The organism is Rhodopseudomonas sp. B29, from assembly GCF_000333455.1.
GTDB lineage: Bacteria > Pseudomonadota > Alphaproteobacteria > Rhizobiales > Xanthobacteraceae > Rhodopseudomonas.
On the sequence record NZ_BADD01000634.1, the window covers coordinates 1 to 22,509 of the forward strand.

Here is a 22,509-nt window from a genome sequence, read left to right on the forward strand (position 1 = left end):
CCGCAGCCAACAACCTCAAGCCGCCTTCGCCAGCCGCGGCCGGTTCTCGATCAGCATGATGCCCGACGCCGTGTTCGAAATCGGCAAGTGATAATTGCGGTGGAGCTCGTGGACATCGCCGGTGAGCGCGCCGCGCATGGCGACCCAGTTCATCACTTCGACGCCCTGGCTGCCGGCGAGTTCGACGAGTTCGTGCGGGTCGATGCCCAGGATGCCTTCGATATCGCCGGTCATCGCGTCCATGCAGCGCTTGTCGAAGGCCTTGTTGATGAAGCCGGCGCGCTCGCCTTCGAGCTGATGCGATAGGCCGCCGGTGCCGATCACCACGACATTCATGTCTTCCGGATAGCTTTCGATCGCACGGCCGATGGCCTGGCCGAGCTTGAAGCAGCGGCGCAGGCTCGGCAGCGGATGCTGCACGGTGTTGACCACCACCGGCACGGTCGGGATCGCGTGAGCGCGCTCGCGGAAGAACAACTCCATCGGCAGGCTGTAGGCGTGGTCGACCAGCATTTCCTGGCAGGTGACCGGATCGAACTCTGCGCCGACCAGCGTCTCGATGATGTGCCACGACAGCGCGGTGTCGCCACGGAACGGGTCGCGCACCGGGATGCCCCAGCCTTCATCGTCGTTGCGATATTCCGGCGCGGCGCCGATCGCAAAGGTCGGCATCTTGTCGAGGAAGAAGTTGAGGCCGTGATCGTTGTAGATCACCACCGCGGCATCGGGCTTGTTGGCGTCGAGCCAGCGGCACGGCGCGTCGAAACCTTCAAAGAACGGTGACCAATACGGGTCCTTCTGCAGCCCCTTGGCGATGGCGACGCCGATGGCCGGCACGTGAGATGCGGCGAGGCCGCCGATGATCGTCGCCATTAGTTGTCCCTCGCCGCAACCAGCTTCGCCTTGAACTGCTCGACCGTCATGCCGGTCTGCAGCGCGCCGATGTCCTGCATGTTGAGCCCCAAAATGCCGGCGAACTTCGCCAGGTAGTAGGCGTTGCCGCCGAGATCGAGCAGCTTCAAGAGGTCACGCTTGAGCAGCGCCTCGGTCTGCGCCGCGGTCAGGCCGTAGCGCGCGCAATAGGCAGCCTCGTCGCGCACGAATTCGGCGCGATTGGCGGCATCGTTGAAGGAGAAGCACATCTTGTTGAGGGCGTAACCCTTCTGGGCCGCCTCGGGACCGAAGATCGGCGTCCCGAATATCTCGCGCCGCGCGCTCGCCGCGCCGGCCACCGCCTGATCCATGGCATCACTCCCGCCCGTTTCCGTCCCAAGGCCGGTCGGCCTTTTGGCGAACGATAGGTTTGGGCGTGGGGTGAAGTTTGACCTGAATCAAATCGACTTCGGCATATCAAGTATCACCACTTCGGTCGTGGTAAGATATTACAACCAACGAGGGGCAATCTGTTAGCGGTCGCGGTCACCGCTCAGCCATCGCCGCAACCATCCGAGTAATGTCGGCGGCGCCTCGGCTGTACCAACCGGCTGCTCCAGCGCGAGCGGCGGCGCATGACGCAGCTCGGTGACGCGCGTCTCCGCAGTGTGGGCGGCAACCGGAGCGGGCACGGATAGCTCTTCAGCAGGCTGTACGTCCCGCGGCCTGGAAAGTCGACTCGGCGGCGAGGCCTTGCGCGCAGCCTGCTCGAGCACATACGGCCCGACCTCGGACAGAAACGCCTGCTCGTAGCTGCGCGACAGCCGGCCGACGGCGTCGTCGAGCGACAGCCACTCGACCGCGACGATGTCTTTCATCAGCGCCCGGTTCGGCTCGAACTCGGCTTCCATCCGCCAGAAGTGCACGACCTTGGAGCGGCCGCCGGACTCGTAGGCCAGCGTGCCGACGAATTCGTGCACCGCGACGGCGTGGCCAGTCTCTTCCCACGCCTCGCGCTCGGCGGCCTGCCGCGGCGTCTCACCGCGTTCGAGCTTGCCCTTGGGCAGCACCCAGTCGCCGCGCTTGCGCATGCGCACCACGGCGAGGCGCGGCTCGTCGCCGCGTCGCAACACAATGCCGCCTGCCGCCAGAACAGGAGTGCGCAAGATCGTGCCCTTGAGGATTGCCGGAGGTCTGACAGCAATATAGGCCGCTCAGGCCGGCCGTCGAGACGCCGGGATGCATGCGCATCGCCCGCAGGCGCAGTTCAGGGCGCCGGCGGTGGTGCCACCACCGGATAGGACCGGTCCGGCGTCAGCACGCAGCGATACACGCGGCGGTGCGCGGCGTCCCATTGTTCGACGATCCGGCCGCAATTCGCGCAAGCCAAGCGGCCGGGCTCTCCAGAGAGAGTTTCAGATTCGGCGCAGCGATAGATGGTGCCGCACTCGCATTCCACGTCCGACAAGATCATGTGGTGTTCCTTGGGCCTCGGGGCGGACGATTCTCGGTGTTTGTCCATCACCCTAGGCGCCAATACTGACGGTCCGATGTCAGCGCGGCACTGATGCGGCTCAATCGAACGGGCCGACGTGGAACTGGCTGCGGCGGCTTCGGCCGGGTAATATTGTCCGCGGCGGAACACCCGCTGCTCGCCGGCCTCGGTCAGGCCGGTGCAACGAGAACACAGGAAACGCCTCATGACTTTTTGGCCCGAGCCCGGCCTCGGCGGAGCCCTGCGCCGCGAGACCCACTACGGCGACCGCAGCATGCTCTGCTTCGCCGATCGCCCCGCCTCCCTCGCCGCGCTGTTCACCGACATTGCCCGCCGCTTCCCCGATCGCCCCGCGATCGTCGACGACCGCACGCTCAGCTATCGCGAGCTCGATGCGCTCGCCGGCGGCATCGCCGCGTCGCTGAGCCGGCTCGGCATCGGCAAGGGCGACCGCGTCGCGCTGTTTCTCGGCAATTGCTGGGAGTTTCTGGCGGTCACGCTGGCCTGCAATCGGATGGGCGCGCTGGTGGTGCCGATCGGCATCCGCCAGCGCCGCGCCGAGCTGCAGTTCCTGCTCGGCAATTCCGGCGCGCGCGTGCTGATCTTCGAGGCCGAGCTGGCATCGGAAATCCCCGCGCCTGAGGACGTACCCGAGCTGGCGCATTGCTACGTGGCGCATGGCGACGCCGCGGATGCGCGCCCGTTCGAGGACCTGCTCGCGGCCGCGCCCGCCGATGCGCCTTCACCGGCGCTGCATGAGGACGACACCGCCGTCATCCTCTACACCTCCGGCACCACCGGCAAGCCCAAGGGCGCCGAGCTGACGCATCTCAGCATCCTGCACTCGGCCTACGCGTTCGCCCGCGCCCACGAACTCACCGAGCACGACCGTGGCCTCGTCGCGGTGCCGCTGTCGCATGTCACCGGCCTCGTCGGCGTGTCCTATGCGACGCTCGCGGTCGGCGGCTGCGTCGTGCTGATGCGGCAGGCATTCAAGACCGCAGATTTCCTGGCGCTCGCCGGCCGCGAACGTATCACCTGGTCGATCCTGGTGCCTGCGATCTACACGCTGGCGGTGATGCATCCGGACTTCGCCAAGCACGATCTGTCGGCCTGGCGCATCGGCTGCTTCGGCGGCGCGCCGATGCCGGTGCCGACCATCGAGGCACTGGCGGCGAAGCTGCCGAACCTGCAACTGCGCAACGCCTATGGCGCCACCGAGACCACCTCGCCGACCACGATCATGCCGCAGGCATATTGGCGCGATCATATGGACAGCGTCGGCCAGGTCGTCCCCTATGCGCATGTCCGCGTGCTCGATGCCGACGATAACGAGGTCGCGCCCGGCGAGCCGGGCGAGCTGCTGATCTCGGGCCCGATGGTGGTGCCGCGCTATTGGCAGCGGCCCGACGCCAACGCCAAGGAATTCGTCGACGGTTACTGGCGCTCGGGCGATATCGGCTCGATCGACCGCGATGGCTTCGTCCGCGTGTTCGACCGCAAGAAGGACATGATCAACCGCGGCGGCTTCAAGATTTTCTCGGCCGAAGTCGAGAACGTGATCTGCGGCCTCGACGGCGTGATCGAGACAGCGATTATCGGCACGCCCGACCCAGTGCTCGGCGAGCGCGTCAATGCGATCGTGGTGACGAACGAAGGCGCAAGCTTGAGCGAACGCGACGTCGCCGCCTGGTGCGCGAGCCGGATGTCGGACTACAAAGTGCCGGAAAGCGTCATTGTCCGCAGCGAACCCTTGCCACGCAATGCGAACGGAAAGATTCAGAAGACGGTGCTGAGGGAAACGCTGGCCGAGCGGGCGGCGAGTTATACGGGTAAGTGACTATGTCCGTCATTGCGAGCGAAGCGAAGCAATCCAGCTCCGTGCATTGGGCTGGATTGCTTCGCCTTCGGCTCGCAATGACGGATAGAGGTGAGCAACGGATACGGATGGAGAGTCTTTCTGCTTAACTACACCCCCAGCCGTCATCCTGAGGTGCGAGCGCAGCGAGCCTCGAAGGATGACTGCTGCGCGCGGAGCCCATCCTTCGAGGCCCGACGTACCGCGCTGGTGCGCGGCACGCCGGGCACCTCAGGATGACGATGTGCGGGTGGAAACGCCTCGAGTGCGGAGCTAACTAACTATCCGGCCTGATCGTCACCTGCACGTCCCGGGGTTTCGCCATGTAGGGCGCCGAGGTAACGAGGACCTGCGCGCCAGCTTGGGCGTAAGCGGCGGCATTCGCGGCGTTGACGCCGCCGGCGACGGCGATCACTGGGCGGTGCGGCGTCGTGGCGAGCCGCTGCACCAAGGCTGCTACGTCGGCAGGTGCAAACTTCTCCAGTTGCAGCACATCGAAGCCGGCCTCGGCCGCTTCCAGCGCTGCGTCGACCGCCGACACCTCGGTGATCAGCTTCTTCTCCGGCGATGCTGCGCGTAGCCGCTGCACCGTGGCTGCCAGCGGTTCGTCGAGAAAGCCGCGGTGTTCGCCGAACACCAAAATGGTTTCGGACAGGCCGAGCCGGTGCATCACAGCGCCGCCGGCCTTCACGGCGGCGACCGCGAAGCGCTTGGTGCCGGGCGTGTTCTTGCGGGTACATGCGACCGCAATGGTCGGTGATACGGCGCGCGCCGCGGCGACGATATCCGCCGCCGCCGTGGCGACGCCGGACCAGATCTCGATCAGCGTCTGCGCCACCTTCCAGCTGCGCAGCAGCCCGCTTGCAGCGCCCCGCGCCACCAGGACCGGCGCGCCGGGTTCGAGCCGCGCGCCGGAGGCCGCGATCAGGTCGACTTCACAGCCGCCGAGTTGGATGATCGCGGCGGCCTCCTCGGCCATCGCCAGCACCATCGGATCGCGCGCGGCCAACCGCATCGTGCCGATCCGCGCTCCGATGCCGAGCGCCTCTGTGGTGAGATCGCCGAACGGGACGTCGTCATCGAGCAGGCGTTGCAGATCGGCATAAGGGATCGAAGGCGGCATGGCGGGCTCATTCAACAGGTGATGGACTCGTTATGTTGGTGACTATACAACGCTTGTCGGCTTTGCGACGTGCGCGAGGCGGCGCTCCCCAGGTGGCAAAAACCGCGCCAAATCAGACGCGTAGCGATCTTCGTCGGAAAATTCATCGCCCGGCACGAGGCTTGCTGATCATTAGCGACCGAACAGGAGGTGCACCATGACGGCAGCTTCCACAGGCGATGCGCCGCGCATCGCCGCCATCGTGTATCGCAGCGACGAGGATGTCGACGCCCTGCTGGCCGGCTTCGCCTTCGCGCGGATCGAGGCCGGCGACCGCCTCGGCGGCGTGGTGCAGCGGAACGTGAAGGACGCGGCCGGCAAGAAGATCGACATGCAGCTGGTCGACCTGATCACCGGCGAGGCGATCGGCATTTCGCAGACGCTCGGCGCCGCCGCAGCCTCTTGCAAGCTCGACGCGTCGGGTCTGGCGGAGGCCGCCCAAGCGGTGACGCGCGCCATCGCGGCCGATGCCGACCTGGTGATCATCAACAAATTCTCCAAGCAGGAAGCCGGCGGCAAGGGCCTGCGCAGTGAATTCGCCGAGACCATCATGGCCGGCCGGCCGCTGCTCACCGCGGTGCCGGAATCCTGCGCGGCAGCGTGGCGCGAATTCACCGGCGATCAGTCCGTGACGCTGCCCTGCGCGGCGGGCGACGTCGCGGCGTGGTGGCGCGGCGTCACAGTTCGCAACTCTTAGGGTCAGGTCGCGATGGCAAAGGTGGTGTTCTACGAGAAGCCCGGCTGCGTCGGCAACGCGCGGCAGAAGGCTTTGCTGATAGCTTCAGGTCACGAGCTCGACGTCCGCAACCTGCTCACGCAAACCTGGACGCCGGCGACGCTGCGGCCGTTCTTCGGCGACAAGACGCTGCGCGACTGGTTCAACGCCTCGGCACCGAAGGTGAAGGCCGGCGCGATCGACTTCGCCGCGCTCGACGAGCACTCGGCCTTGGCGCTGATGATCGCCGAGCCGATCCTGATCCGCCGCCCGCTGCTGCAATCCGGCGAGCGCCGCGAATCCGGCTTCGATCAGGCCAGCATCGCGGCGTGGATCGGGCTCCGCGCCGATGCGCCGGAAGTGACTGACCGCTGCGCGATGGAATAACACGCGGCAGGACCCAACAGTTTCGGACTACTTCGGCTTCCACCCGATCAGATCAATCAGCGCCGATATCCCGGCATGGCCGACGCCCTCGGCGACTTCGCTGTCGTGTTCGCGGATCGAAAGATTGTCGAAATCGCCGAACGCCTCTTCGAGCAGTTCGCGCGTGTAAAGGTTTTCGACCTGGCTCGGCCCGCCGGTCTTGTAGACGAGCTGCTTCGGCCGATAGCCTTCGATCAGCAACAAGCCGCCCGGCTTCAACGCGTCGCGGATATTCTTGAAGATCCGCGGGCGTTGCTCCGGTGTGAGAAACTGAAAGAAGATGCCGGCGACCACGTCGAAGCCGCCCGGCCACTGCCACTGCATCAGATCGGCGGTCGCGGTCTCGATCGTCACGCCGCGTGCCGCCGCAAGCTTATGCGCCTTGGCCTGCGCGGCGGGCGAGAAATCGACCGACAGCACCGACAGGCCGCATTCGGCCAGAAACACGCCGTTGCGCCCCTCGCCGTCTGCGATCGCCAGCGCTCGACCCTGCTTCGGCAACACATCGCGGCACGACGCCAGCAAGGCGTTGGGCGCCGTGCCGAACACGTAATCTTCGCCGGCGAAGCGGGATTCCCACATCTTGAAATGTTCGGAGGTCATCTCTTCTCCCTTGTCGCAAAGCAACTGTGTCGGCCGTAGCGGAGCCGCGTAACGCGACGTCGGTTGTCGCCGGTCATGGCGAGCGGCGCGGTGACTTCGTCACAGAGCGCAGGCCTCGAACGTGCGATTGTCATCACCGCATTGGAGCAAGGCAATGGCACTGAAGACTGTCTCGCCGATCGAAGCCCATCGCATGGTGGCGCATGACGGCGCGGTGCTGGTGGATATCCGCGAACGCCACGAGATCGAGCGGGAGCACATCGACGGCGCGCTCGAGCTGCCGCTGACCGGCTTCAAGAATGCCGATCTGCACGCAGCGCGCGGCCGCAAGGCGATCTTCTTCTGCCATTCCGGCGGCCGAACGCGGATGTATGCGGGCCAGATCGCCGCATTGGCGGACAGCGTCTGCGACGCCTATGTGCTCGGTGGCGGCATCATTGGCTGGCGCAAAGCCGGATTTGCAACCGTCCAGGCGCCGCGGCGGCCTGGCCTGCTGGCGCGGCTGTTCGGCGGTGGCCGAACGGAGTGAGCGCCTTCAGCGCCGCGGCTTCTTGCAGAAGGTCGTGTGGAGCGCCGCGATGATGGTGCGGACTTCGTCGCTCGCCAGCGAATAGAACACCTGCTGGCCGTCACGGCGGGCCGCGACGAGACGCTCGCTTCTCAGCCGGGCGAGTTGCTGCGACACCGTCGGCTGGCGCTCGCCGAGCAGCTCGGTCAGTTCCGACACAGACTTCTCACCCTCCGCCAGCTGGCACAGCATCACCAAACGCGACGCGTTGGCCAGCGTCTTGAGGAATTCGCTCGCCTGCGCGGCGTTGGCGCGGAGCTGGCTGGTGTCGAGCGGTCGGCCCATCGGCGACGGTTTACGGGCAGCGCTAGACGCGGGCATGACGGACCTCTGCGGCTCGGGAACGATAAGGCGGGCGATCGACATATCACGATATTCGAACTCGGATCAGTTGCAACAAATTCTCAACCGCGCCCGCCAAATTGGCTACAAAGAGCACCCGCCTCCGTTCCGCCGGACAACGATCCCGCCATGGACCAACCCGACAGCCACTTCTTTCAGGCCCAAGGCCTGCGCCTGCACTATCTCGACTGGGGCAATGCCGGCGCGCCGCCGCTGCTGCTGATCCATGGCGGCGCCGACCATGCGCGGAGCTGGGACCGGCTGGCGCGGGCGCTACGCCCGCACTACCACGTGATCGCGCCGGACCTGCGCGGCCACGGCGATTCCGACTGGATGAAGGGTGGCAGCTACAGCCTGCCGGAATATGTCTACGATCTTAGCTGCCTGATCCGGCAGATCGGCCCGCCGGTAACGCTGATCGGCCATTCGATGGGCGGGATGATCTCGGCCCTGTATGCCGGCGCGTTCCCCGAGCAGGTCAGCCGGCTGGTCGTGCTCGACGGCATCACCACGGTGCCGGGGGCGCCGAGGCCGGCGCCGCACGAGCGCATCGCCAAATGGGTCGGCCAGCTCGACAAGCTCGAAGATCGGGTGCCGCGCCGCTACGCGACCATCGCCGACGCGGCGGCGCAGATGCGCAGCCATAACCGGCGGCTGACGCCGGAACTGGCGCTGCACCTCGCGACCCACGGGGTCCGCCGCGCCGACGACGGAAGCTACGGCTGGAAGTTCGATCCCACCCAGCGCGTGGTCGCGCCGCATAGGTTGTCGGGCGACGACTACGCCGCGCTGTGGCAGCGCATCGCCTGTCCGACGTTGCTGCTGTTCGCCTCCGACAGTTTTCTCGGCGATTCAGCCGCCGCCGGCGTCGGAAGTATTTCAAAGACGTCCGCATCGAGACGGTCGCCGATGCCGGGCATTGGCTGCAGCACGATCAGCCTGACGAGGTGCTGCGGCTCGTCGGCGAGTTCCTTCAATTGCCTTGAGCATCCTCAGAACTTGATCGACCAGTCGCCGCACTGACGCCCTCATCCTTTAGGAGTCCCGACGTAGCCCGCAGGACGGAGCCGGGGCGTCTCGAAGGATGGGAGCCACGCGCACCCTGCGGCGCATGGTTCGAGACGTCGCTTCGCGCCTCCTCACCATGAGGTTGTGCTTGTTGAGGGCACGTCAGCCCGCGACCGCCCTTATGCGGCCTTTATGCCGGCCGCCGCATTTCCGCATCGCATCCTTATGGCGGCCCTTCTACCTGCATCGAAGCTCATAGGAGGCTTCGATGTTCGATCTTGCCATGCTCGCCCTCGGTCTCGCGCTGTTCGCGCTGACCATCGGTTACGCCTACGCCTGCGACCGGATCTGACGGGAGGCGTGCGATGTCGTTCGATTATCTATTCGCGGCGCTCGTCAGCGTCTCGCTGCTGATCTACCTCGTCTACGCGCTGCTCCGCCCCGAGAAATTCTGAAGGAGCATGCCATGACCCTGATCGGCTGGACCCAAATCATCCTGTTTTGCGCGATCGTGATCGCGCTCACGCCCGTCCTCGGCCTCTATATGACCCGAGTGTTCGAGGGCAAATCGACGCCGCTGTCGCCGCTGCTGCGACCGGTCGAGACCATCATCTATCGCGTCTCCGGCATCGATCCCGACCGCGAACAGCATTGGCTGAGCTACACGCTGGCGATGCTGCTGTTCCACGTCCTCGGCTTCGCCGCGCTTTACGCGCTGCTTCGACTGCAGGGCTTCCTGCCGTTCAATCCGGCCGAGCAGAGCGCGATGGCGCCCGATCTGGCGCTCAACACCGCGATCTCGTTCCTCACCAACACCAACTGGCAAAACTACGGCGGCGAAAGCACGCTGAGCTACCTGTCGCAGATGCTCGGCCTGACGCATCAGAACTTCCTGTCGGCCGCGACCGGCATTGTGCTCGCTGTGGCGTTGATCCGCGGCTTTGCACGCGCGTCGGTCTCGACCGTCGGCAATTTCTGGGTCGATATCACCCGCTGCACGCTCTACGTGCTGCTGCCGCTGTGCATCCCGTTCACGCTATTTCTGGTGTGGCAGGGCATCCCGCAGACCTTCGGCCCGTACGTCGATGCGACGACACTCGAAGGCGGCAAGCAGACGTTGGCGCTCGGTCCGGTGGCTTCACAGGTCGCCATCAAGATGCTGGGCACCAATGGCGGCGGCTTCTTCAACGCCAACGCCGCGCATCCGTTCGAGAACCCGACCGCGCTGTCGAACTTCGTGCAGATGATCTCGATCTTCGCGCTCGGCGCCGCGCTCACCAACGTGTTCGGCCGCATGGTCGGCAACCAGCGTCAGGGCTGGGCCATCTTGGCCGCGATGGGCGTGCTGTTCATCGCCGGCGTCGCGGTCTGCTATTGGGCCGAGGCCCACGGCACGCAGATCATGCAGTCGCTCGGCCTCTCCGGCGGCAACATGGAAGGCAAGGAAGTCCGCTTCGGCATCGCCGCCTCGGCGCTGTTCGCCGTGATCACCACCGCGGCGTCGTGCGGCGCCGTCAACGCGATGCACGACTCCTTCACCGCGCTCGGCGGCATGATCCCGATCATCAATATGGAGCTCGGCGAGATCGTGATCGGCGGCGTCGGCGCAGGCCTCTACGGCATGCTGCTGTTCGTCATCATCACCATTTTCCTGGCCGGACTGATGGTCGGCCGCACCCCCGAATACGTCGGCAAGAAGATCGAGGCGCGTGAGGTCAAGATGGCCATGCTGGCGATCCTGATCCTGCCGCTGGTGATGCTCGGCTTCACGGCGATCGCAGTGATTTATCCGCCCGCCGTGGCGTCGATGGCCAATGCCGGCCCGCACGGTTACTCCGAGGTGCTGTACGCTTTCACCTCGCAGGCCGCCAACAACGGCTCGGCGTTCGGCGGTCTCACCGGCAACACGCCGTTCTACAATCTCACCGGCGCGGTGACGATGTTCCTCGGCCGGTTCTGGATGATCATCCCCGCGATGGCAATCGCCGGCTCGCTCGCAAGCAAGCGCAGCGTGGCGGCCACCGCCGGCACCTTCCCGACCACCGGCCCGCTGTTCGTCGGTCTTCTGGTCGGCACCATCCTGATCGTCGGCGGTCTCACCTTCTTCCCGGCCCTCGCCGTCGGCCCGCTCGCCGAGCATCTGTCGATGCTCACCGGCGCGACCTATTAGTTCGGAGCCACACCCATGAAAGTCTCGAAACTCCGCAAACGCTCGGCCTCGCCGACCATCCTCGATCCGGCCATCATCGTGCCGGCGATCGGACAGGCCTTCGTCAAGCTCGATCCGCGGACGCTGGCCAAGAACCCGGTGATGTTCGTGCTGGAGATCGTCAGCGCGCTCACCACCGTGCTGCTGATCCGCGACATATTCGCCGGCGCGCATGTGCTGTTCCAGGCCCAGATCGTGGTCTGGCTGTGGTTCACGGTGCTGTTCGCCAACTTCGCCGAGGCCGTCGCCGAAGGCCGCGGCAAGGCGCAGGCGGACACGCTGCGCGCCACCCGCGCCTCGACCGTCGCCAAGCGGCTGCTGATCGCCGGCAATCACGAGCTCTATGAGGGCGTCGCTGCCGAGCATCTGCAGGTCGGCGATCTCGTGCTATGCGAGGCCGGAGACATGATCCCCGGCGACGGCGACATCGTTGAGGGCATCGCCTCGGTCAACGAAGCGGCGGTGACCGGCGAATCCGCGCCGGTGATCCGCGAATCCGGCGGCGACCGATCGGCGGTGACCGGCGGCACCACGGTGATCTCGGATCGCATCGTGGTTCGTATCACCGCCGCGGTCGGCTCGTCGTTCCTCGATCGCATGATCAAGCTGGTCGAAGGCGCCGAGCGGCAGAAGACGCCGAACGAGATCGCGCTCAACATCCTGTTGGTCGGCCTCACCATCATCTTCGTGTTCGTGGTCGACAGCATTCCGAGCTTCGCCAGCTACGCCGGCGGCTCGATCTCGGTGATCGTGCTGGTGGCGCTGTTCGTCACTTTGATCCCGACCACCATCGGTGCGCTGCTGTCGGCGATCGGCATCGCCGGCATGGACCGCCTGGTGCGCTTCAACGTACTGGCAATGTCGGGCCGCGCGGTGGAGGCCGCCGGTGATATCGACACGCTGCTGCTCGACAAGACCGGCACCATCACCTTCGGTAACCGTCTCGCCGCCGAGATCATCCCGGTGCCGGGCATCAGCGATGCCGAAGCTGCGCAGGCCGCGCTACTCGCCAGCGAAGCCGACGAAACCGCGGAAGGCCGCTCGATCGTCGCGCTGGCGAAGGAGAAGTACGCAATCGCCGGTGAAACGGCGCCGGCCGACGCCCGCTTCATCGCGTTCTCGGCGACGACGCGGCTGTCGGGCATCGACTTCGCCGGGCGCAAGCTGCGCAAGGGCGCGGTCGACTCGATCCTCAAGTTCGTCCGCGACGAGAGCGGCGCCGATATCGCCGAGCCGGCGGCGTTCCGCGCCGCGGTCGATCGCATCGCCCGCTCCGGCGGCACGCCGCTCGGCCTCGCCGAAGGCGGCAAGCTGCTCGGCGTCATTCATCTGAAGGACGTCGTCAAGCCGGACGTGAAGGAACGCTTCGCGGCGCTGCGCCGGATGGGTATCAAGACGGTGATGATCACCGGCGACAATCCGGTCACCGCCGCCTCGATCGCCTCCGAAGCCGGCGTCGACGATTTCATCGCCCAGGCTACGCCCGAGGACAAGCTGCGCTACATCCGCGGCGAACAGGCCAACGGCCGGCTGATCGCGATGTGCGGCGACGGCACCAACGACGCGCCCGCGCTGGCGCAGGCCGATGTCGGCGTCGCGATGCAGAGCGGCACCCAGGCGGCGCGCGAAGCCGGCAACATGGTCGACCTCGACAGCGATCCGACCAAGCTGATCGAAATCGTCGAGATCGGCAAGCAGCCGCTGATGACCCGCGGCGCGCTGCCGACGTTCTCGATCGCCAACGACGTCGCAAGTACTTCGCCATCATCCCGGCGATGTTCGTGGCGTTCTATCCGCAGCTCGGCGCGCTCAACATCATGGGCCTGTCGACGCCGCAGAGCGCGATCCTTTCGGCGATCGTGTTCAACGCGCTGATCATCATCGCGCTGATCCCGCTGGCGCTGAAGGGCGTCACTTATCGCGCCGTCGGCGCCGCCGCGCTGCTGCGGCGCAATCTGCTCATCTACGGCCTCGGCGGCATCGCGCTGCCGTTCATCGGCATCAAGGTCATCGATCTCGCGGTGACCGCTCTCCATCTCGCCTGACAGGTGACGCCATGTTGAAAGATCTTCGTCCCGCCCTCGTCTCGTTCGTCGCTCTCACCGTCCTGACCGGCCTGGTCTATCCGCTGGCGATGACCGGCATCGCCCAGTTGGTGTTTCCGGCGCAGGCCAACGGCAGCCTGATCACCAAGGGCGACCAGGTGGTCGGCTCGGCGCTCATCGGCCAAAACTTCGCCGAGCCGAAATACTTCCACGGCCGTCTGTCGGCAACCACGGCGCCGGACCCGCAGGATTCCACCAAGACGGTCTCGGCCCCCTACAACGCGGCTAGTTCCGGCGGCTCCAATCTCGGCCCGACCAGCAAGGCGCTGGCCGACCGGCTCGCCGCCGACGTTGCGGCGGCCAAGCAGGACAACCCCGGCGCAGACGTGCCGGTCGATCTGGTCACGACCTCGGGCAGCGGCCTCGACCCGGACATCTCGCCCGAGGCGGCGCTGTTCCAGGTCCCGCGCATTGCCAAGGCCCGCAACCTTTCGGAAACCACGCTGCGGGCGCTGGTGGCGTATTCGACGCAAGGCCGCGAACTCGGCCTGTTCGGCGAGCCGCGCGTCAACGTACTGAAATTAAACCTGGCTCTGGATAGACTGGAAGCGTCCAAACCGTCCGGTTCCTGATGCCCGTCTCGACCGTCACCGCCCGCGCCTCGCCCGATGCCTTGCTGGCCCTCGCCAGCAAGGAGGGACGTGGCCGGCTCAAGATCTTCGTCGGCGCCGCCCCCGGCGTCGGCAAGACCTACGCGATGCTGTCGGCCGCGCGCAGCGAGATCGCCGGCGGCCGCGATGTCGTGGCGGGCTTGATCGAGACCCACGGCCGGCGCGAGACCGAGCAGATGCTCGAAGGACTCGAGGTGCTGCCGCGCAGCCCGATCGTCTACCGCAACCGGGTGATGCGCGAGTTCGATCTCGACGGCGCGCTCAAGCGCAAGCCGGCGCTGCTGCTGGTCGACGAATACGCCCACACCAATGTGCCGGGCAGCCGCCACCCCAAGCGCTGGCAGGACATCGACGAACTGCTCGCCGCCGGCATCGACGTCTGGACGACGCTGAACATCCAGCACCTCGAAGGTCTCAACGACCTGGTGCTGAAGATCAGCAAGATCCGCGTGCGGGAGACCGTGCCGGACAAGGTGTTCGACCGCGCCGATGAGATCGTGCTGGTCGACCTGCCGCCCGACGAACTGCTCAAGCGCCTAGCCGAAGGCAAGGTCTACGTTCAGGACACCGCGGCGCGCGCGGTCGAGAGTTTCTTCAAGCCGCAAAATCTCACTGCGCTCCGCGAACTGGCGTTGCGCCGTGCCGCCGAGCGCGTCGATGCCGCGCTGGTCGAGCGCATGCAGGCGCAGGCGATCGAAGGCCCATGGGCGGCGGGCGAGCGCATCCTCGCCTGCGTCGGCGCAGATGCGGCCTCGCCCGGCGTGGTGCGGACCGCGAAGCGCCTCGCCGACCTGATGGACGCGCCGTGGATCGCCGTCACGGTCGAGCGCTCCGGCTCGAATCCCGACACCGCCGCTCGCAAGCGCACCGACGATGCGCTCAAGCTCGCGGAATCGCTCGGCGCCGAGATTCACACGCTGACCGCCGCTGATATTCCCGACGAGCTGCTACGCTTCGCCCGGTTCGAGAACGTCACCCAGCTGGTGATCGGCCGCAGCCGCGGCGGCCCCCTGCGCCATCTCACCGGCCGCGCGCTGCCTGACCGGCTGATGCAGCGTTCGACCGACATCGCCATCCACCTGGTGCCGGTGCAGACGAACGAGACCGCACCGCGCCGGACACGGTCGCTGATCGCGCGGCTGAACGCCTCGTCGCCCGCGCACTTCCTTTACGCCAGCGTCGCAGTCGCCGGCGCGGTGATCGTCGGCAAGCTCACCAACGCCTTCGTGCCGACCACCAGCCTGTCCGTCGTGTTCCTTATGGCGGTGCTGTTCAGCGCGGTGAAGTCCGGCGTCGGCCCGGCGATCTTCGCCTCGGTGCTGTCGTTCCTCGCCTACAATTTCTTCTTCATCGCCCCGCTCTACACTTTCACCATCGCCGAGCCCTACGAGCTGCTGGCGCTGATCATGTACCTGGTCGTCGCGGTGGTGGCGGCGACGCTCGCCGGACGCTTGCGCGATCAGGCGCGCGTCTCTGCCGCGCGGGTGCGGGCAATGCGGCGGCTGTATGAATTCACTCGCCGGCTGTCCGGCCTCGCCACCATGGACGATATCGCCGAAGGTGCGGCGAGCGAGACCCACGCCAGCATGGGTCGCCCCGTCGTGGTGCTGCTGCCGCGGGCCGACGATCTGATACTGACCGCCGCGTGGCCGCCTGACGATTCACTGGACGAAGCCGCCATGACGGCGGCGCGCTGGGCGCATCAGCACAACGAAGCCGCCGGCTTCGAGACCGGCACGCTGCCGATCGTGCCGTGGCGTTTCCTGCCCGTCCGCACCGGCGAGGTCGGCTACGGGGTCATCGGCGTGCGCTACGACAAGGACGCGGCGCCGGACCCCGAGCTGCAGGCACTGCTCGATACGCTGACCGAACAGACCGCGGCAGCGCTGCAACGCGCCGCGCTGACGCGCGACATGGTCAGTGCCCGCACCGCGACCGAGACCGAGCGCGTGCGCAACACGCTGCTGGCTTCGATCTCGCACGATTTCCGCACGCCGCTGGCCTCGATCCTCGGCTCGGCGACGAGTTTGTCCACCTACGGCGATCAGATGGACGAGGCGGCGCGGCGCGACTTGTTGGTCAACATTCGCGAAGAGGCCGAAGGCCTCGACGAGATGGTGCGCAATCTGTTGTCGATCACCCGCATCGAATCCGGCGCGCTGGAACTCCGCCGCGACTGGGTCGACCTGCGCGAGATCGCGGCGCGCGTGATCGGCACCGCCCGCCGCCGCGGCGCGCAGCAGAGCCTCGAACTGCATTGGCCGGAAGGAATCCCGCTGATCGAGGCCGATGCCACGCTCATCGAACAGGCTCTCGGCAATCTGGTCGGCAATGCCGTGACCTACACACCACCGAGCGCGCACATCGTCATCGATGCGGAAGCAGACAGCGCCGCGGTGCGGCTGCGCGTCACCGACGACGGCCCCGGCATCGCGCCCGAGGCGCTGCCGCGCATCTTCGAACGCTTCGCCCGCGGCACCGAGACGGCGCCGTCGTCGGATCGCGGCCAAGGCGTCGGCCTCGGGCTTGCCATCGCCCGCGGCATCATGGAAGCCCATGGCGGCCGCATCGATGCGATCAGCCCGGTCCAAGCCGGACGGGGCACACGCTTCGTGCTGAGCTTCAAGGTCAAGCCGCAGGAGACACAAGACACATGAGCGCCAAGCCGCGCGTGCTGGTGGTCGACGACGAGCCAGCGATCCTGCGTTTCCTCAAGCCCGCCCTCGAGGCCAACGACTACGAGGTCAGTCACTCGGCGACCGTCGCCGATGCGATCAAGCGCATCGCCGCCGACGCGCCCGACATCGTGCTGCTCGATCTCGGCCTCGCCGACGGCGACGGCAAGGAAGTGATCCGACAGGTACGCGCCTGGTCGGACCTGCCGATCGTGGTGCTGTCGGCGCGCGAGCGCGAGGCCGAGAAGATCGAGTCGCTCGACCTCGGCGCCGACGACTACGTCAATAAGCCGTTCGCCTCTGGCGAACTGATGGCGCGGATGCGCACTGCGCTGCGCCACCGCATGCAGCGCAACGCCGAGCCGGCCAACCTCTCAGTCGGCGGGCTCGACATCGACGTGCTGCGCCACCGCGTCACCCGCGGCGGCGCCGAGATCAAGCTGACGCCGAAGGAATTCGAACTGCTGGCATTCATGGTGCGCCACGCCGGCCGCGTCGTCACCCACCGCCAGATCCTCGCCGCGGTGTGGGGCCCGGCGCATACCTCGGACACCCAGTATCTCCGCGTCTACATCGGCCAGCTCCGCCAAAAAATCGAAACCCGCGCCGACGAGCCGCAGATCATTTTGACCGAACCGGGCATCGGGTATCGGATCGGGACGGCGGATTAGTCCGACGACCGCTGGACGCAAGACAAGCGACCACCGCGCATTCGTCATTCCGGGGCACGCGCGCCAGCGCGTGAACCCGGAATCCCGATGTTATGGAAAAGGTTGGCCAACTCCGGCGCAAGCGGCAGATTCCGGGTTCGCGAGCTCCGCTCGCGCCCCGGAATGACGACGCTGAGGTATGCGGCGAATGACACTGCGAGGTTTGATCTTGTTCCAGGCGCAGCGTTCGTCCTAGATCGTCTCCAGTCACGCCGCGCCAGCGCGGCCAACAGCAAGAGCGAGGAAACATGCCCTACCGTTCGCCGTGGATGACCGAGGAACTCGACGCCTTCCGCGACCAGTTTCGTAAATTCCTGGCCAAGGATCTGGCGCCGCATGCCGACAAATGGCGCGCGCAGAAGATGGTCGATCGCGACGCCTGGCTGAAGCTCGGCGCCATGGGCGCGCTGCTTCCGAGCGTGCCGGAGGCATATGGCGGGCTCGGCGCCAGCTTCGCCTACGACGCGGCGATCTACGAAGACATGGAGGCGCTCGCGCCCGATGCGCTGAGCGGCGTCACCGTCTCCAGTGGCATCGTCGCGCACTACATCCTCAACTACGGCTCCGAAGAACAGAAGCAGCGCTGGCTGCCCGGCATGGCGCGCGGCGAACTGATCGGCGCCATCGCCATGACCGAGCCGGGGACCGGCTCCGATCTGCAGAGCGTCCGCACCACCGCCAAGCTGGAAGGCAATCAGTACGTCATCAACGGCCAGAAGACCTTCATCACCAACGGCCAGAACGCCGACCTGATCATCGTCGTCGCCCGCACCGGCGGCGCCGGCGCCAAGGGCCTGTCGCTGATCGTGCTGGAGACCAAGGACAATCCCGGCTTCAAACGTGGCCGCAACCTCGACAAGATCGGCCTGCACGCCTCCGACACGTCCGAACTGTTCTTCGACAACGCCGTGGCGCCGCCCTCCAATCTGCTCGGCAGCGAAGAGGGCCAGGGCTTCAAGCAGCTGATGCAGCAGCTGCCGCAGGAGCGGCTGATCATCGCCATCGGTGCCGTGGCGGCGATGGAGCGCGCCATCAGGGTGACGACGGACTACACCAAAGAGCGCAAGGCATTCGGCCAGCCGATCATCGAATTTCAGAACACCGCCTTCACGTTGGCCGAGCGCAAGACCGAAGCCTTCGTCGCCCGCGTCTTCGTCGACTACTGCCTCGAGCGCCTGATTGCCGGCGACCTCGACGCGGTGACCGCCTCGATGGCGAAGTGGTGGACGACGCAGAAGCAGGTCGAAACCGTCGACGAATGCCTGCAGCTCCACGGCGGTTACGGCTACATGAACGAATATCCCATCGGGAAAATGTTCGTCGACGCCCGCATCCAGAAGATCTACGGCGGCACCAACGAGGTGATGAAGCTGCTGATTGCGCGGTCGTTGTAGGCGGGCGGCCATGACGCCTGCGAGAGAGCTTGGGCAGAGCTTCGCTTTCCTCGCGGCTTCGCCACCCGAAATCCTCATCCTGAGGAGCCCCTGCGAAGCTCGAAGAGCTTAGCAGGGGCGTCTCGAAGGATGGGCCGCGGGCACCGACAGCATCGCCTCGGCCTCATGGTTCGAGACGGCGCTGCGCGCCTCCTCACCATGAGGGACGGGCGTGCCGCGGCTCGCCGGGCTTGCGCCGGAGCCGCCTGCCGTGGTTGCCTGACCCGGGATTTCCACGCCGCCATTGGAGCCGCCCATGCAGCGCATTACCATTACCCTCGACGACGACCTGGTCGACGACATCGACGCCGTCATCGCGTCGCGCGGCTATCAGAACCGCTCCGAAGCGATCCGCGACCTGGTCCGCGCCGGCATGCAGCAGGGCGACCACGCCGCCGAGGCCCCCGGCGAGCATGTCGCGGCCCTGGTCTATGTCTACGACCACAACGCGCGGCGGCTGTCGGAGCGGCTGGTCGGCGAGTATCACGACCACGGCGAACTGACGCTGGCGACGCTGCACGTCCATATCGACGCCGAGCAATGCATGGAAATCGCCGCGCTGCGCGGCCCCGCCGGCGAAGTCCGGCATTTCGCCGACCATCTGATCGCCGAACGCGGCGTCAGCTACGGACGTTTGGTCAGCATCCCGTTGAAGGGCGACACGAAGAAGCCGACGCGTAAACCGCATCGGCACGATTGAGGTCCGCCGCGGGTTCCTCCCTCTCGTTCGTCATTCCGGGGCGCGTAGCGCAGCTACGCGAACCCGGAATCCATACGCCCTGGACTCGCGGTGAAGCACTGCGGCGACACCGCGTACTCACAACCAGCACGGGGGTTATGGATTCCGGGTTCGCGCTTCGCGCGCCCCGGAATGACGACGGATAGATTGGTTGGAAGATCAGCGGCCTTGCGTCGTGGTGTGCCGCGCGTGCTCTGAGGCGGCCTCGGCGCGCAATGCGGCAGCACCGACGCTCACGATGACAATCACGAGAAAGGCCGTACTGAAGCGGATCTGCATCGGGTCTCCTACGCGGCGCGGCCGTCTGATCTCTAGACTGCCCGATTTTGCAACGCAGGTCTGGTCAGTTCGATCCACATGTTCCGACAAACGCCGATCGAGCGCGCGACCCGCGTGGCGACTAGCTTTCCGCCTCGGCCTGCGCGAGAAACTCGTCCTCCGGCATCCCGGCCGCATGCTCACCGCCATCGTCGACGCTCTCGATACGCAGCATGCGGCGGCCGAACGGGTCGGCCCATTGCTGGATCACCATGACGCGGTGGCCCTGATAGCGATAGATTTTCCACATCTGCGAATCGGCCATCGCGGTCTCCAGGCTCGCGCGCGCGAGGCTCACGGCGTGATCCAGGTCTCCTGCAGATGCCGCCACACCGGCGTCGGCCGATCGGCGCGCTTGATCAGCAGCGCGGTCGAGATGCGATCCGTGGTGCCGCTGTCCTGGATCTGGCGCTCGTGATAGGTCACCAGCGCCGTCGCCTCGTCGAGATAGCGTACCACGACGTTGCTGATTTCCATGATCAGCGTCGGCCGCGAGCCGCGCATCGTCGGCAGACCGGCCGAGAACGTCTCGAACGGAATCACCTTGCCGGCCGGATTGACCATGGTGAACTTCTCGTCGAAGCGAGCGCGGATCGCGGCGGGATCGTCGCTGCCCTCGGCGCGAAACCAGGCTTGCAGCAGCCGATGCAACGCATCGGCTTCGAGCGGCACGGCATCGACGAAAGCGGGCTGCGAGGTCGTCATCATGGCTCCTTGAGGTCGGTCGGTATCAGGGCTTCATCAGCACGGATGTGGCGGGCACGCTCTCGGCCCAGCCGGACTTCAGCGGCGCGACGAACATGTTCTCGGTGCGGGTGCGGGCGACTTTCCAGACGCCGCCTTCCTTGCGAAACAAATTATTCAGACGGCTGGAGCGCAGCAACGACGAGCCGTCGCTGAAAATCCACGGCTGACAATGCACCCATTGCCCGTCGGCCTCGTCGCCGCGGACGTGAATCTGCTCGGACGTCAGATAGTGCACGTTGAGGATCAGCTCGGGATCGCGCTTCTGGCCCCAGAAGCCCTGGAAATGCTTGCGGATCGCCGCCTTGCCGACGCTGCGGCCGAACTGATTGTCGTAGTACGATCCCACACCTTCCCAGATCGCGTCCTCGGTGTAGAGATCGAGAATGCGCTCGATACGTTCGGCATCGTCAGCGACGCCGAATTCGGGGCACGGCGTGTCGCACAGGAACATATAGCGCGCCTGGATGCGGCGGATATCGGCTTCGGCGCGCAGCGTCGCCACTTCGTCCTGCAGCGCCTGGACCGTTGAGGCGAGTTGATCGATGTTCATCGGGCGGTTTGCCTTGTTGTTAGTTGTTGCTGGTTCGCCGCCGCCCCGATCACGAATCGCACAATTCGCGTTCCACCGGCGTGATATCATGATAGGCGCGGTTGAAATAGATCAGCCCTTCGGGCTGACCGCCGAGCGCAATGCCGGCGACGCGGCAGAAGAACACGCTGTGAGTACCGACCTCTGTGATCTGATCGATACGGCAGTCGAGGCTGACGACCGCGTCGGCCAACGCCGGCGATCCGGTATGCATCGTCCGCCACTCCGCTCCAGCAAAGCGTTGCTCGACGCTGTGGGCGCCGCGGCCGAACAGATCGGACAGCGGCTGATGCCGGCTCGCCAGCACGTTGACGCAAAGCACGCCGTTCTGCGACAGCGCGGCGTGCACGTTGGACGCGCGGTTGACGCAGACCAGCAGCGTCGGCGGATCGTCGGTGACGCTGCACACGGCCGACGCAGTCAGCCCGTGCAGGCCGGCCGGCCCATCGGTGGTGATGATATTCACCGCCGCGCCGAGCCGACTCATCGCCTCGCGAAATTCACCCTTGTCGACGATCGCGCTCATTGCTTGCCTCATCGCATGAACAGGCCGCCATTGACGTCCCAGGTCGCGCCGCTGACGAAGCCGGACTCGGGCGAAGCCAATTGCAGCACCAGCTGGGCGACAAATTTCGGATCGCCGATATCGCCGACCGGGATGCCGGCCTTGAACTCGGCAAAGCGTTCGGCCGGCACGGTCTTGTGCACGATCGGCAGATCGAGCGGACCAGGCGCGATGGCGTTGACGGTGACGCCGGACTTGCCGAGGTCGCGGGCGAACACTTTGGTCAGCGTCAGGATGCCGCCCTTCGACGCCGCGTAGTGCGCACCGGTCGCGGTGCCGCCGTTCTGGCCGGCCAGCGAGGCGAGGTTGACGATGCGGCCGTGGCCTTGCTTTCCGAAGTAAGCGCCGAACACCTGGCAACCGAGAAACGTGCCGCGCAGATTAACCGCGACGACAGCGTCGAATTCTTCCGGGGAGATTTCCATCACCGGCCGCACCACCGTCATGGCGGCGTTGTTGACCAGCACCTGGACGCTGCCCCATTTGCCGATCAGCACGGCGAGCGCTGCCTCGAAATCCGGCTTGCTGCGAACGTCGAGCTTCAGCGCCAGTGCGGACGAGCCGCTGGTGTCGAGCTTGGCAGCGACCGTCTTGGCCGCCACCTCATCGATATCGGCAACGCCGACCCGGTAGCCGGCGGCATGCAGCGCCGCGGCAATGATCGCGCCGAGACCGTTGCCGGCGCCGGTGACCAGCGCCACGCGACCGCTTTGGTTCGCCGAACTCATAGGATGTAGCCGATCCCCGAGCGCTCGTGA

General features: G+C 66.3%; 23 protein-coding genes and 2 pseudogenes. 13 read left to right on the forward strand and 12 right to left on the reverse strand.

Features of this window, described 5'->3' with window-relative positions:
* Positions 1-15: 15 nt before the first annotated feature.
* The 4 genes from I5M_RS22785 to I5M_RS22800 form a co-directional block, all read right to left on the reverse strand.
* On the reverse strand, positions 16-873 hold the full coding sequence (locus I5M_RS22785; protein ID WP_022723515.1) for a class III extradiol dioxygenase family protein: 858 nt from the start codon (positions 871-873) through the stop codon (positions 16-18).
* Positions 873-1,244: a protocatechuate 4,5-dioxygenase subunit alpha gene (locus tag I5M_RS22790; protein WP_022723516.1), complete on the reverse strand. Its 372-nt coding sequence runs from the start codon at positions 1,242-1,244 to the stop codon at positions 873-875. The genes I5M_RS22785 and I5M_RS22790 overlap by 1 nt, the downstream gene beginning before the upstream one ends.
* A 162-nt stretch (positions 1,245-1,406) precedes the next feature.
* The gene (locus I5M_RS22795) at positions 1,407-2,042 is read right to left on the reverse strand and encodes an NUDIX hydrolase (RefSeq protein ID WP_083909657.1); all 636 of its coding nucleotides are present in this window, start codon (positions 2,040-2,042) and stop codon (positions 1,407-1,409) included.
* A gap of 98 nt (positions 2,043-2,140) precedes the next feature.
* The gene (locus I5M_RS22800; RefSeq protein ID WP_022723518.1) at positions 2,141-2,347 is read right to left on the reverse strand and encodes a hypothetical protein; all 207 of its coding nucleotides are present in this window, start codon (positions 2,345-2,347) and stop codon (positions 2,141-2,143) included.
* A 226-nt stretch (positions 2,348-2,573) separates the two neighbouring features.
* Between I5M_RS22800 and I5M_RS22805 the strand changes: the two genes are divergently transcribed.
* Positions 2,574-4,208 carry a class I adenylate-forming enzyme family protein gene (locus I5M_RS22805; protein WP_022723519.1) on the forward strand — a complete coding sequence of 545 codons (1,635 nt, stop codon included), beginning with the start codon at positions 2,574-2,576 and terminating at the stop codon, positions 4,206-4,208.
* A gap of 295 nt (positions 4,209-4,503) precedes the next feature.
* On the opposite strand, the gene modD is transcribed toward I5M_RS22805, so the two are convergent.
* Positions 4,504-5,349, reverse strand: coding sequence for a ModD protein (gene modD, locus I5M_RS22810; RefSeq protein WP_022723520.1), 846 nt, complete (start codon positions 5,347-5,349; stop codon positions 4,504-4,506).
* A gap of 196 nt (positions 5,350-5,545) precedes the next feature.
* On the opposite strand from modD, the gene I5M_RS22815 reads away from it, so the two are divergent.
* The gene (locus tag I5M_RS22815; protein ID WP_022723521.1) at positions 5,546-6,085 is read left to right on the forward strand and encodes a DUF2478 domain-containing protein; all 540 of its coding nucleotides are present in this window, start codon (positions 5,546-5,548) and stop codon (positions 6,083-6,085) included.
* Between the two features lie 12 nt (positions 6,086-6,097).
* Entirely contained in the window at positions 6,098-6,490 is a 393-nt protein-coding gene (locus I5M_RS22820; RefSeq protein ID WP_022723522.1) for an ArsC/Spx/MgsR family protein, read from the forward strand.
* 27 nt (positions 6,491-6,517) lie between these two features.
* Here the strand turns inward: I5M_RS22820 and I5M_RS22825 are convergent, their stop codons facing one another.
* Positions 6,518-7,132: a class I SAM-dependent methyltransferase gene (locus I5M_RS22825; RefSeq protein WP_022723523.1), complete on the reverse strand. Its 615-nt coding sequence runs from the start codon at positions 7,130-7,132 to the stop codon at positions 6,518-6,520.
* A 154-nt stretch (positions 7,133-7,286) separates the two neighbouring features.
* Between I5M_RS22825 and I5M_RS22830 the strand changes: the two genes are divergently transcribed.
* Positions 7,287-7,661, forward strand: a complete 375-nt coding sequence (locus I5M_RS22830) for a rhodanese-like domain-containing protein (protein ID WP_022723524.1) — start codon at positions 7,287-7,289, stop codon at positions 7,659-7,661.
* 6 nt (positions 7,662-7,667) lie between these two features.
* Here the strand turns inward: I5M_RS22830 and I5M_RS22835 are convergent, their stop codons facing one another.
* The gene (locus I5M_RS22835) at positions 7,668-8,021 is read right to left on the reverse strand and encodes a metalloregulator ArsR/SmtB family transcription factor (RefSeq protein WP_031337349.1); all 354 of its coding nucleotides are present in this window, start codon (positions 8,019-8,021) and stop codon (positions 7,668-7,670) included.
* Between the two features lie 150 nt (positions 8,022-8,171).
* Between I5M_RS22835 and I5M_RS30405 the strand changes: the two are divergent.
* From I5M_RS30405 to nikR, 9 genes and pseudogenes are all read left to right on the forward strand, one after another.
* Positions 8,172-9,028: pseudogene (locus I5M_RS30405) on the forward strand (alpha/beta fold hydrolase).
* A gap of 387 nt (positions 9,029-9,415) precedes the next feature.
* Positions 9,416-9,505, forward strand: a complete 90-nt coding sequence (gene kdpF, locus I5M_RS30410) for a K(+)-transporting ATPase subunit F (RefSeq protein WP_022723527.1) — start codon at positions 9,416-9,418, stop codon at positions 9,503-9,505.
* An 11-nt stretch (positions 9,506-9,516) separates the two neighbouring features.
* Positions 9,517-11,220 (forward strand): potassium-transporting ATPase subunit KdpA, encoded by a 1,704-nt coding sequence (gene kdpA, locus I5M_RS22855; protein ID WP_022723528.1) that lies wholly within the window; start codon positions 9,517-9,519, stop codon positions 11,218-11,220.
* Between the two features lie 15 nt (positions 11,221-11,235).
* A pseudogene (gene kdpB / locus I5M_RS30415) lies at positions 11,236-13,304 on the forward strand (potassium-transporting ATPase subunit KdpB).
* 11 nt (positions 13,305-13,315) lie between these two features.
* Positions 13,316-13,936, forward strand: coding sequence for a K(+)-transporting ATPase subunit C (locus I5M_RS22865; RefSeq protein ID WP_022723529.1), 621 nt, complete (start codon positions 13,316-13,318; stop codon positions 13,934-13,936).
* A complete protein-coding gene (locus I5M_RS22870) occupies positions 13,936-16,632 on the forward strand; it encodes a sensor histidine kinase KdpD (RefSeq protein ID WP_022723530.1) in 2,697 nt (898 codons plus the stop codon). The genes I5M_RS22865 and I5M_RS22870 overlap by 1 nt, the downstream gene beginning before the upstream one ends.
* On the forward strand, positions 16,629-17,321 hold the full coding sequence (locus I5M_RS22875) for a response regulator (protein WP_022723531.1): 693 nt from the start codon (positions 16,629-16,631) through the stop codon (positions 17,319-17,321). Before I5M_RS22870 ends, I5M_RS22875 begins: the two co-directional genes overlap by 4 nt.
* Positions 17,322-17,608: 287 nt before the next feature.
* Entirely contained in the window at positions 17,609-18,754 is a 1,146-nt protein-coding gene (locus I5M_RS22880) for an acyl-CoA dehydrogenase family protein (protein WP_022723532.1), read from the forward strand.
* Between the two features lie 295 nt (positions 18,755-19,049).
* Entirely contained in the window at positions 19,050-19,493 is a 444-nt protein-coding gene (gene nikR, locus I5M_RS22885) for a nickel-responsive transcriptional regulator NikR (RefSeq protein WP_022723533.1), read from the forward strand.
* 439 nt (positions 19,494-19,932) lie between these two features.
* Here the strand turns inward: nikR and I5M_RS22895 are convergent, their stop codons facing one another.
* The 5 genes from I5M_RS22895 to I5M_RS22915 are packed head-to-tail and all read right to left on the reverse strand — an operon-like array spanning position 19,933 to position 22,479.
* Entirely contained in the window at positions 19,933-20,115 is a 183-nt protein-coding gene (locus I5M_RS22895) for a hypothetical protein (protein WP_148287944.1), read from the reverse strand.
* A gap of 29 nt (positions 20,116-20,144) precedes the next feature.
* On the reverse strand, positions 20,145-20,555 hold the full coding sequence (locus tag I5M_RS22900; RefSeq protein ID WP_031337350.1) for a DUF4440 domain-containing protein: 411 nt from the start codon (positions 20,553-20,555) through the stop codon (positions 20,145-20,147).
* 25 nt (positions 20,556-20,580) lie between these two features.
* Positions 20,581-21,147, reverse strand: a complete 567-nt coding sequence (locus I5M_RS22905; protein WP_022723537.1) for a nuclear transport factor 2 family protein — start codon at positions 21,145-21,147, stop codon at positions 20,581-20,583.
* Positions 21,148-21,196: 49 nt separating this feature from the next.
* Positions 21,197-21,712, reverse strand: a complete 516-nt coding sequence (locus I5M_RS22910) for a flavin reductase (protein WP_022723538.1) — start codon at positions 21,710-21,712, stop codon at positions 21,197-21,199.
* Positions 21,713-21,720: 8 nt separating this feature from the next.
* Positions 21,721-22,479: an SDR family NAD(P)-dependent oxidoreductase gene (locus tag I5M_RS22915; protein ID WP_022723539.1), complete on the reverse strand. Its 759-nt coding sequence runs from the start codon at positions 22,477-22,479 to the stop codon at positions 21,721-21,723.
* Positions 22,480-22,509: the final 30 nt, after the last annotated feature.

What these genes read in the sequence shown, in the direction of transcription:
- I5M_RS22785 (WP_022723515.1), bottom strand. Translation starts at nt 873, where the DNA reads ATGGCGACGATCATCGGCGGCCTCGCCGCATCTCACGTGCCGGCCATC.
- I5M_RS22820 (WP_022723522.1), top strand. Translation starts at nt 6,098, where the DNA reads ATGGCAAAGGTGGTGTTCTACGAGAAGCCCGGCTGCGTCGGCAACGCG.
- I5M_RS22895 (WP_148287944.1), bottom strand. Translation starts at nt 20,115, where the DNA reads ATGGCCGATTCGCAGATGTGGAAAATCTATCGCTATCAGGGCCACCGC.
- I5M_RS22915 (WP_022723539.1), bottom strand. Translation starts at nt 22,479, where the DNA reads ATGAGTTCGGCGAACCAAAGCGGTCGCGTGGCGCTGGTCACCGGCGCC.
- I5M_RS22805 (WP_022723519.1), top strand. Translation starts at nt 2,574, where the DNA reads ATGACTTTTTGGCCCGAGCCCGGCCTCGGCGGAGCCCTGCGCCGCGAG.
- I5M_RS22815 (WP_022723521.1), top strand. Translation starts at nt 5,546, where the DNA reads ATGACGGCAGCTTCCACAGGCGATGCGCCGCGCATCGCCGCCATCGTG.
- I5M_RS22825 (WP_022723523.1), bottom strand. Translation starts at nt 7,132, where the DNA reads ATGACCTCCGAACATTTCAAGATGTGGGAATCCCGCTTCGCCGGCGAA.
- I5M_RS22910 (WP_022723538.1), bottom strand. Translation starts at nt 21,712, where the DNA reads ATGAGCGCGATCGTCGACAAGGGTGAATTTCGCGAGGCGATGAGTCGG.
- I5M_RS22790 (WP_022723516.1), bottom strand. Translation starts at nt 1,244, where the DNA reads ATGGATCAGGCGGTGGCCGGCGCGGCGAGCGCGCGGCGCGAGATATTC.
- kdpA (WP_022723528.1), top strand. Translation starts at nt 9,517, where the DNA reads ATGACCCTGATCGGCTGGACCCAAATCATCCTGTTTTGCGCGATCGTG.
- I5M_RS22865 (WP_022723529.1), top strand. Translation starts at nt 13,316, where the DNA reads ATGTTGAAAGATCTTCGTCCCGCCCTCGTCTCGTTCGTCGCTCTCACC.
- I5M_RS22830 (WP_022723524.1), top strand. Translation starts at nt 7,287, where the DNA reads ATGGCACTGAAGACTGTCTCGCCGATCGAAGCCCATCGCATGGTGGCG.
- I5M_RS22875 (WP_022723531.1), top strand. Translation starts at nt 16,629, where the DNA reads ATGAGCGCCAAGCCGCGCGTGCTGGTGGTCGACGACGAGCCAGCGATC.
- I5M_RS22880 (WP_022723532.1), top strand. Translation starts at nt 17,609, where the DNA reads ATGCCCTACCGTTCGCCGTGGATGACCGAGGAACTCGACGCCTTCCGC.
- I5M_RS22870 (WP_022723530.1), top strand. Translation starts at nt 13,936, where the DNA reads ATGCCCGTCTCGACCGTCACCGCCCGCGCCTCGCCCGATGCCTTGCTG.
- I5M_RS22800 (WP_022723518.1), bottom strand. Translation starts at nt 2,347, where the DNA reads ATGATCTTGTCGGACGTGGAATGCGAGTGCGGCACCATCTATCGCTGC.
- I5M_RS22905 (WP_022723537.1), bottom strand. Translation starts at nt 21,147, where the DNA reads ATGAACATCGATCAACTCGCCTCAACGGTCCAGGCGCTGCAGGACGAA.
- modD (WP_022723520.1), bottom strand. Translation starts at nt 5,349, where the DNA reads ATGCCGCCTTCGATCCCTTATGCCGATCTGCAACGCCTGCTCGATGAC.
- I5M_RS22900 (WP_031337350.1), bottom strand. Translation starts at nt 20,555, where the DNA reads ATGACGACCTCGCAGCCCGCTTTCGTCGATGCCGTGCCGCTCGAAGCC.
- I5M_RS22835 (WP_031337349.1), bottom strand. Translation starts at nt 8,021, where the DNA reads ATGCCCGCGTCTAGCGCTGCCCGTAAACCGTCGCCGATGGGCCGACCG.
- nikR (WP_022723533.1), top strand. Translation starts at nt 19,050, where the DNA reads ATGCAGCGCATTACCATTACCCTCGACGACGACCTGGTCGACGACATC.
- kdpF (WP_022723527.1), top strand. Translation starts at nt 9,416, where the DNA reads ATGTCGTTCGATTATCTATTCGCGGCGCTCGTCAGCGTCTCGCTGCTG.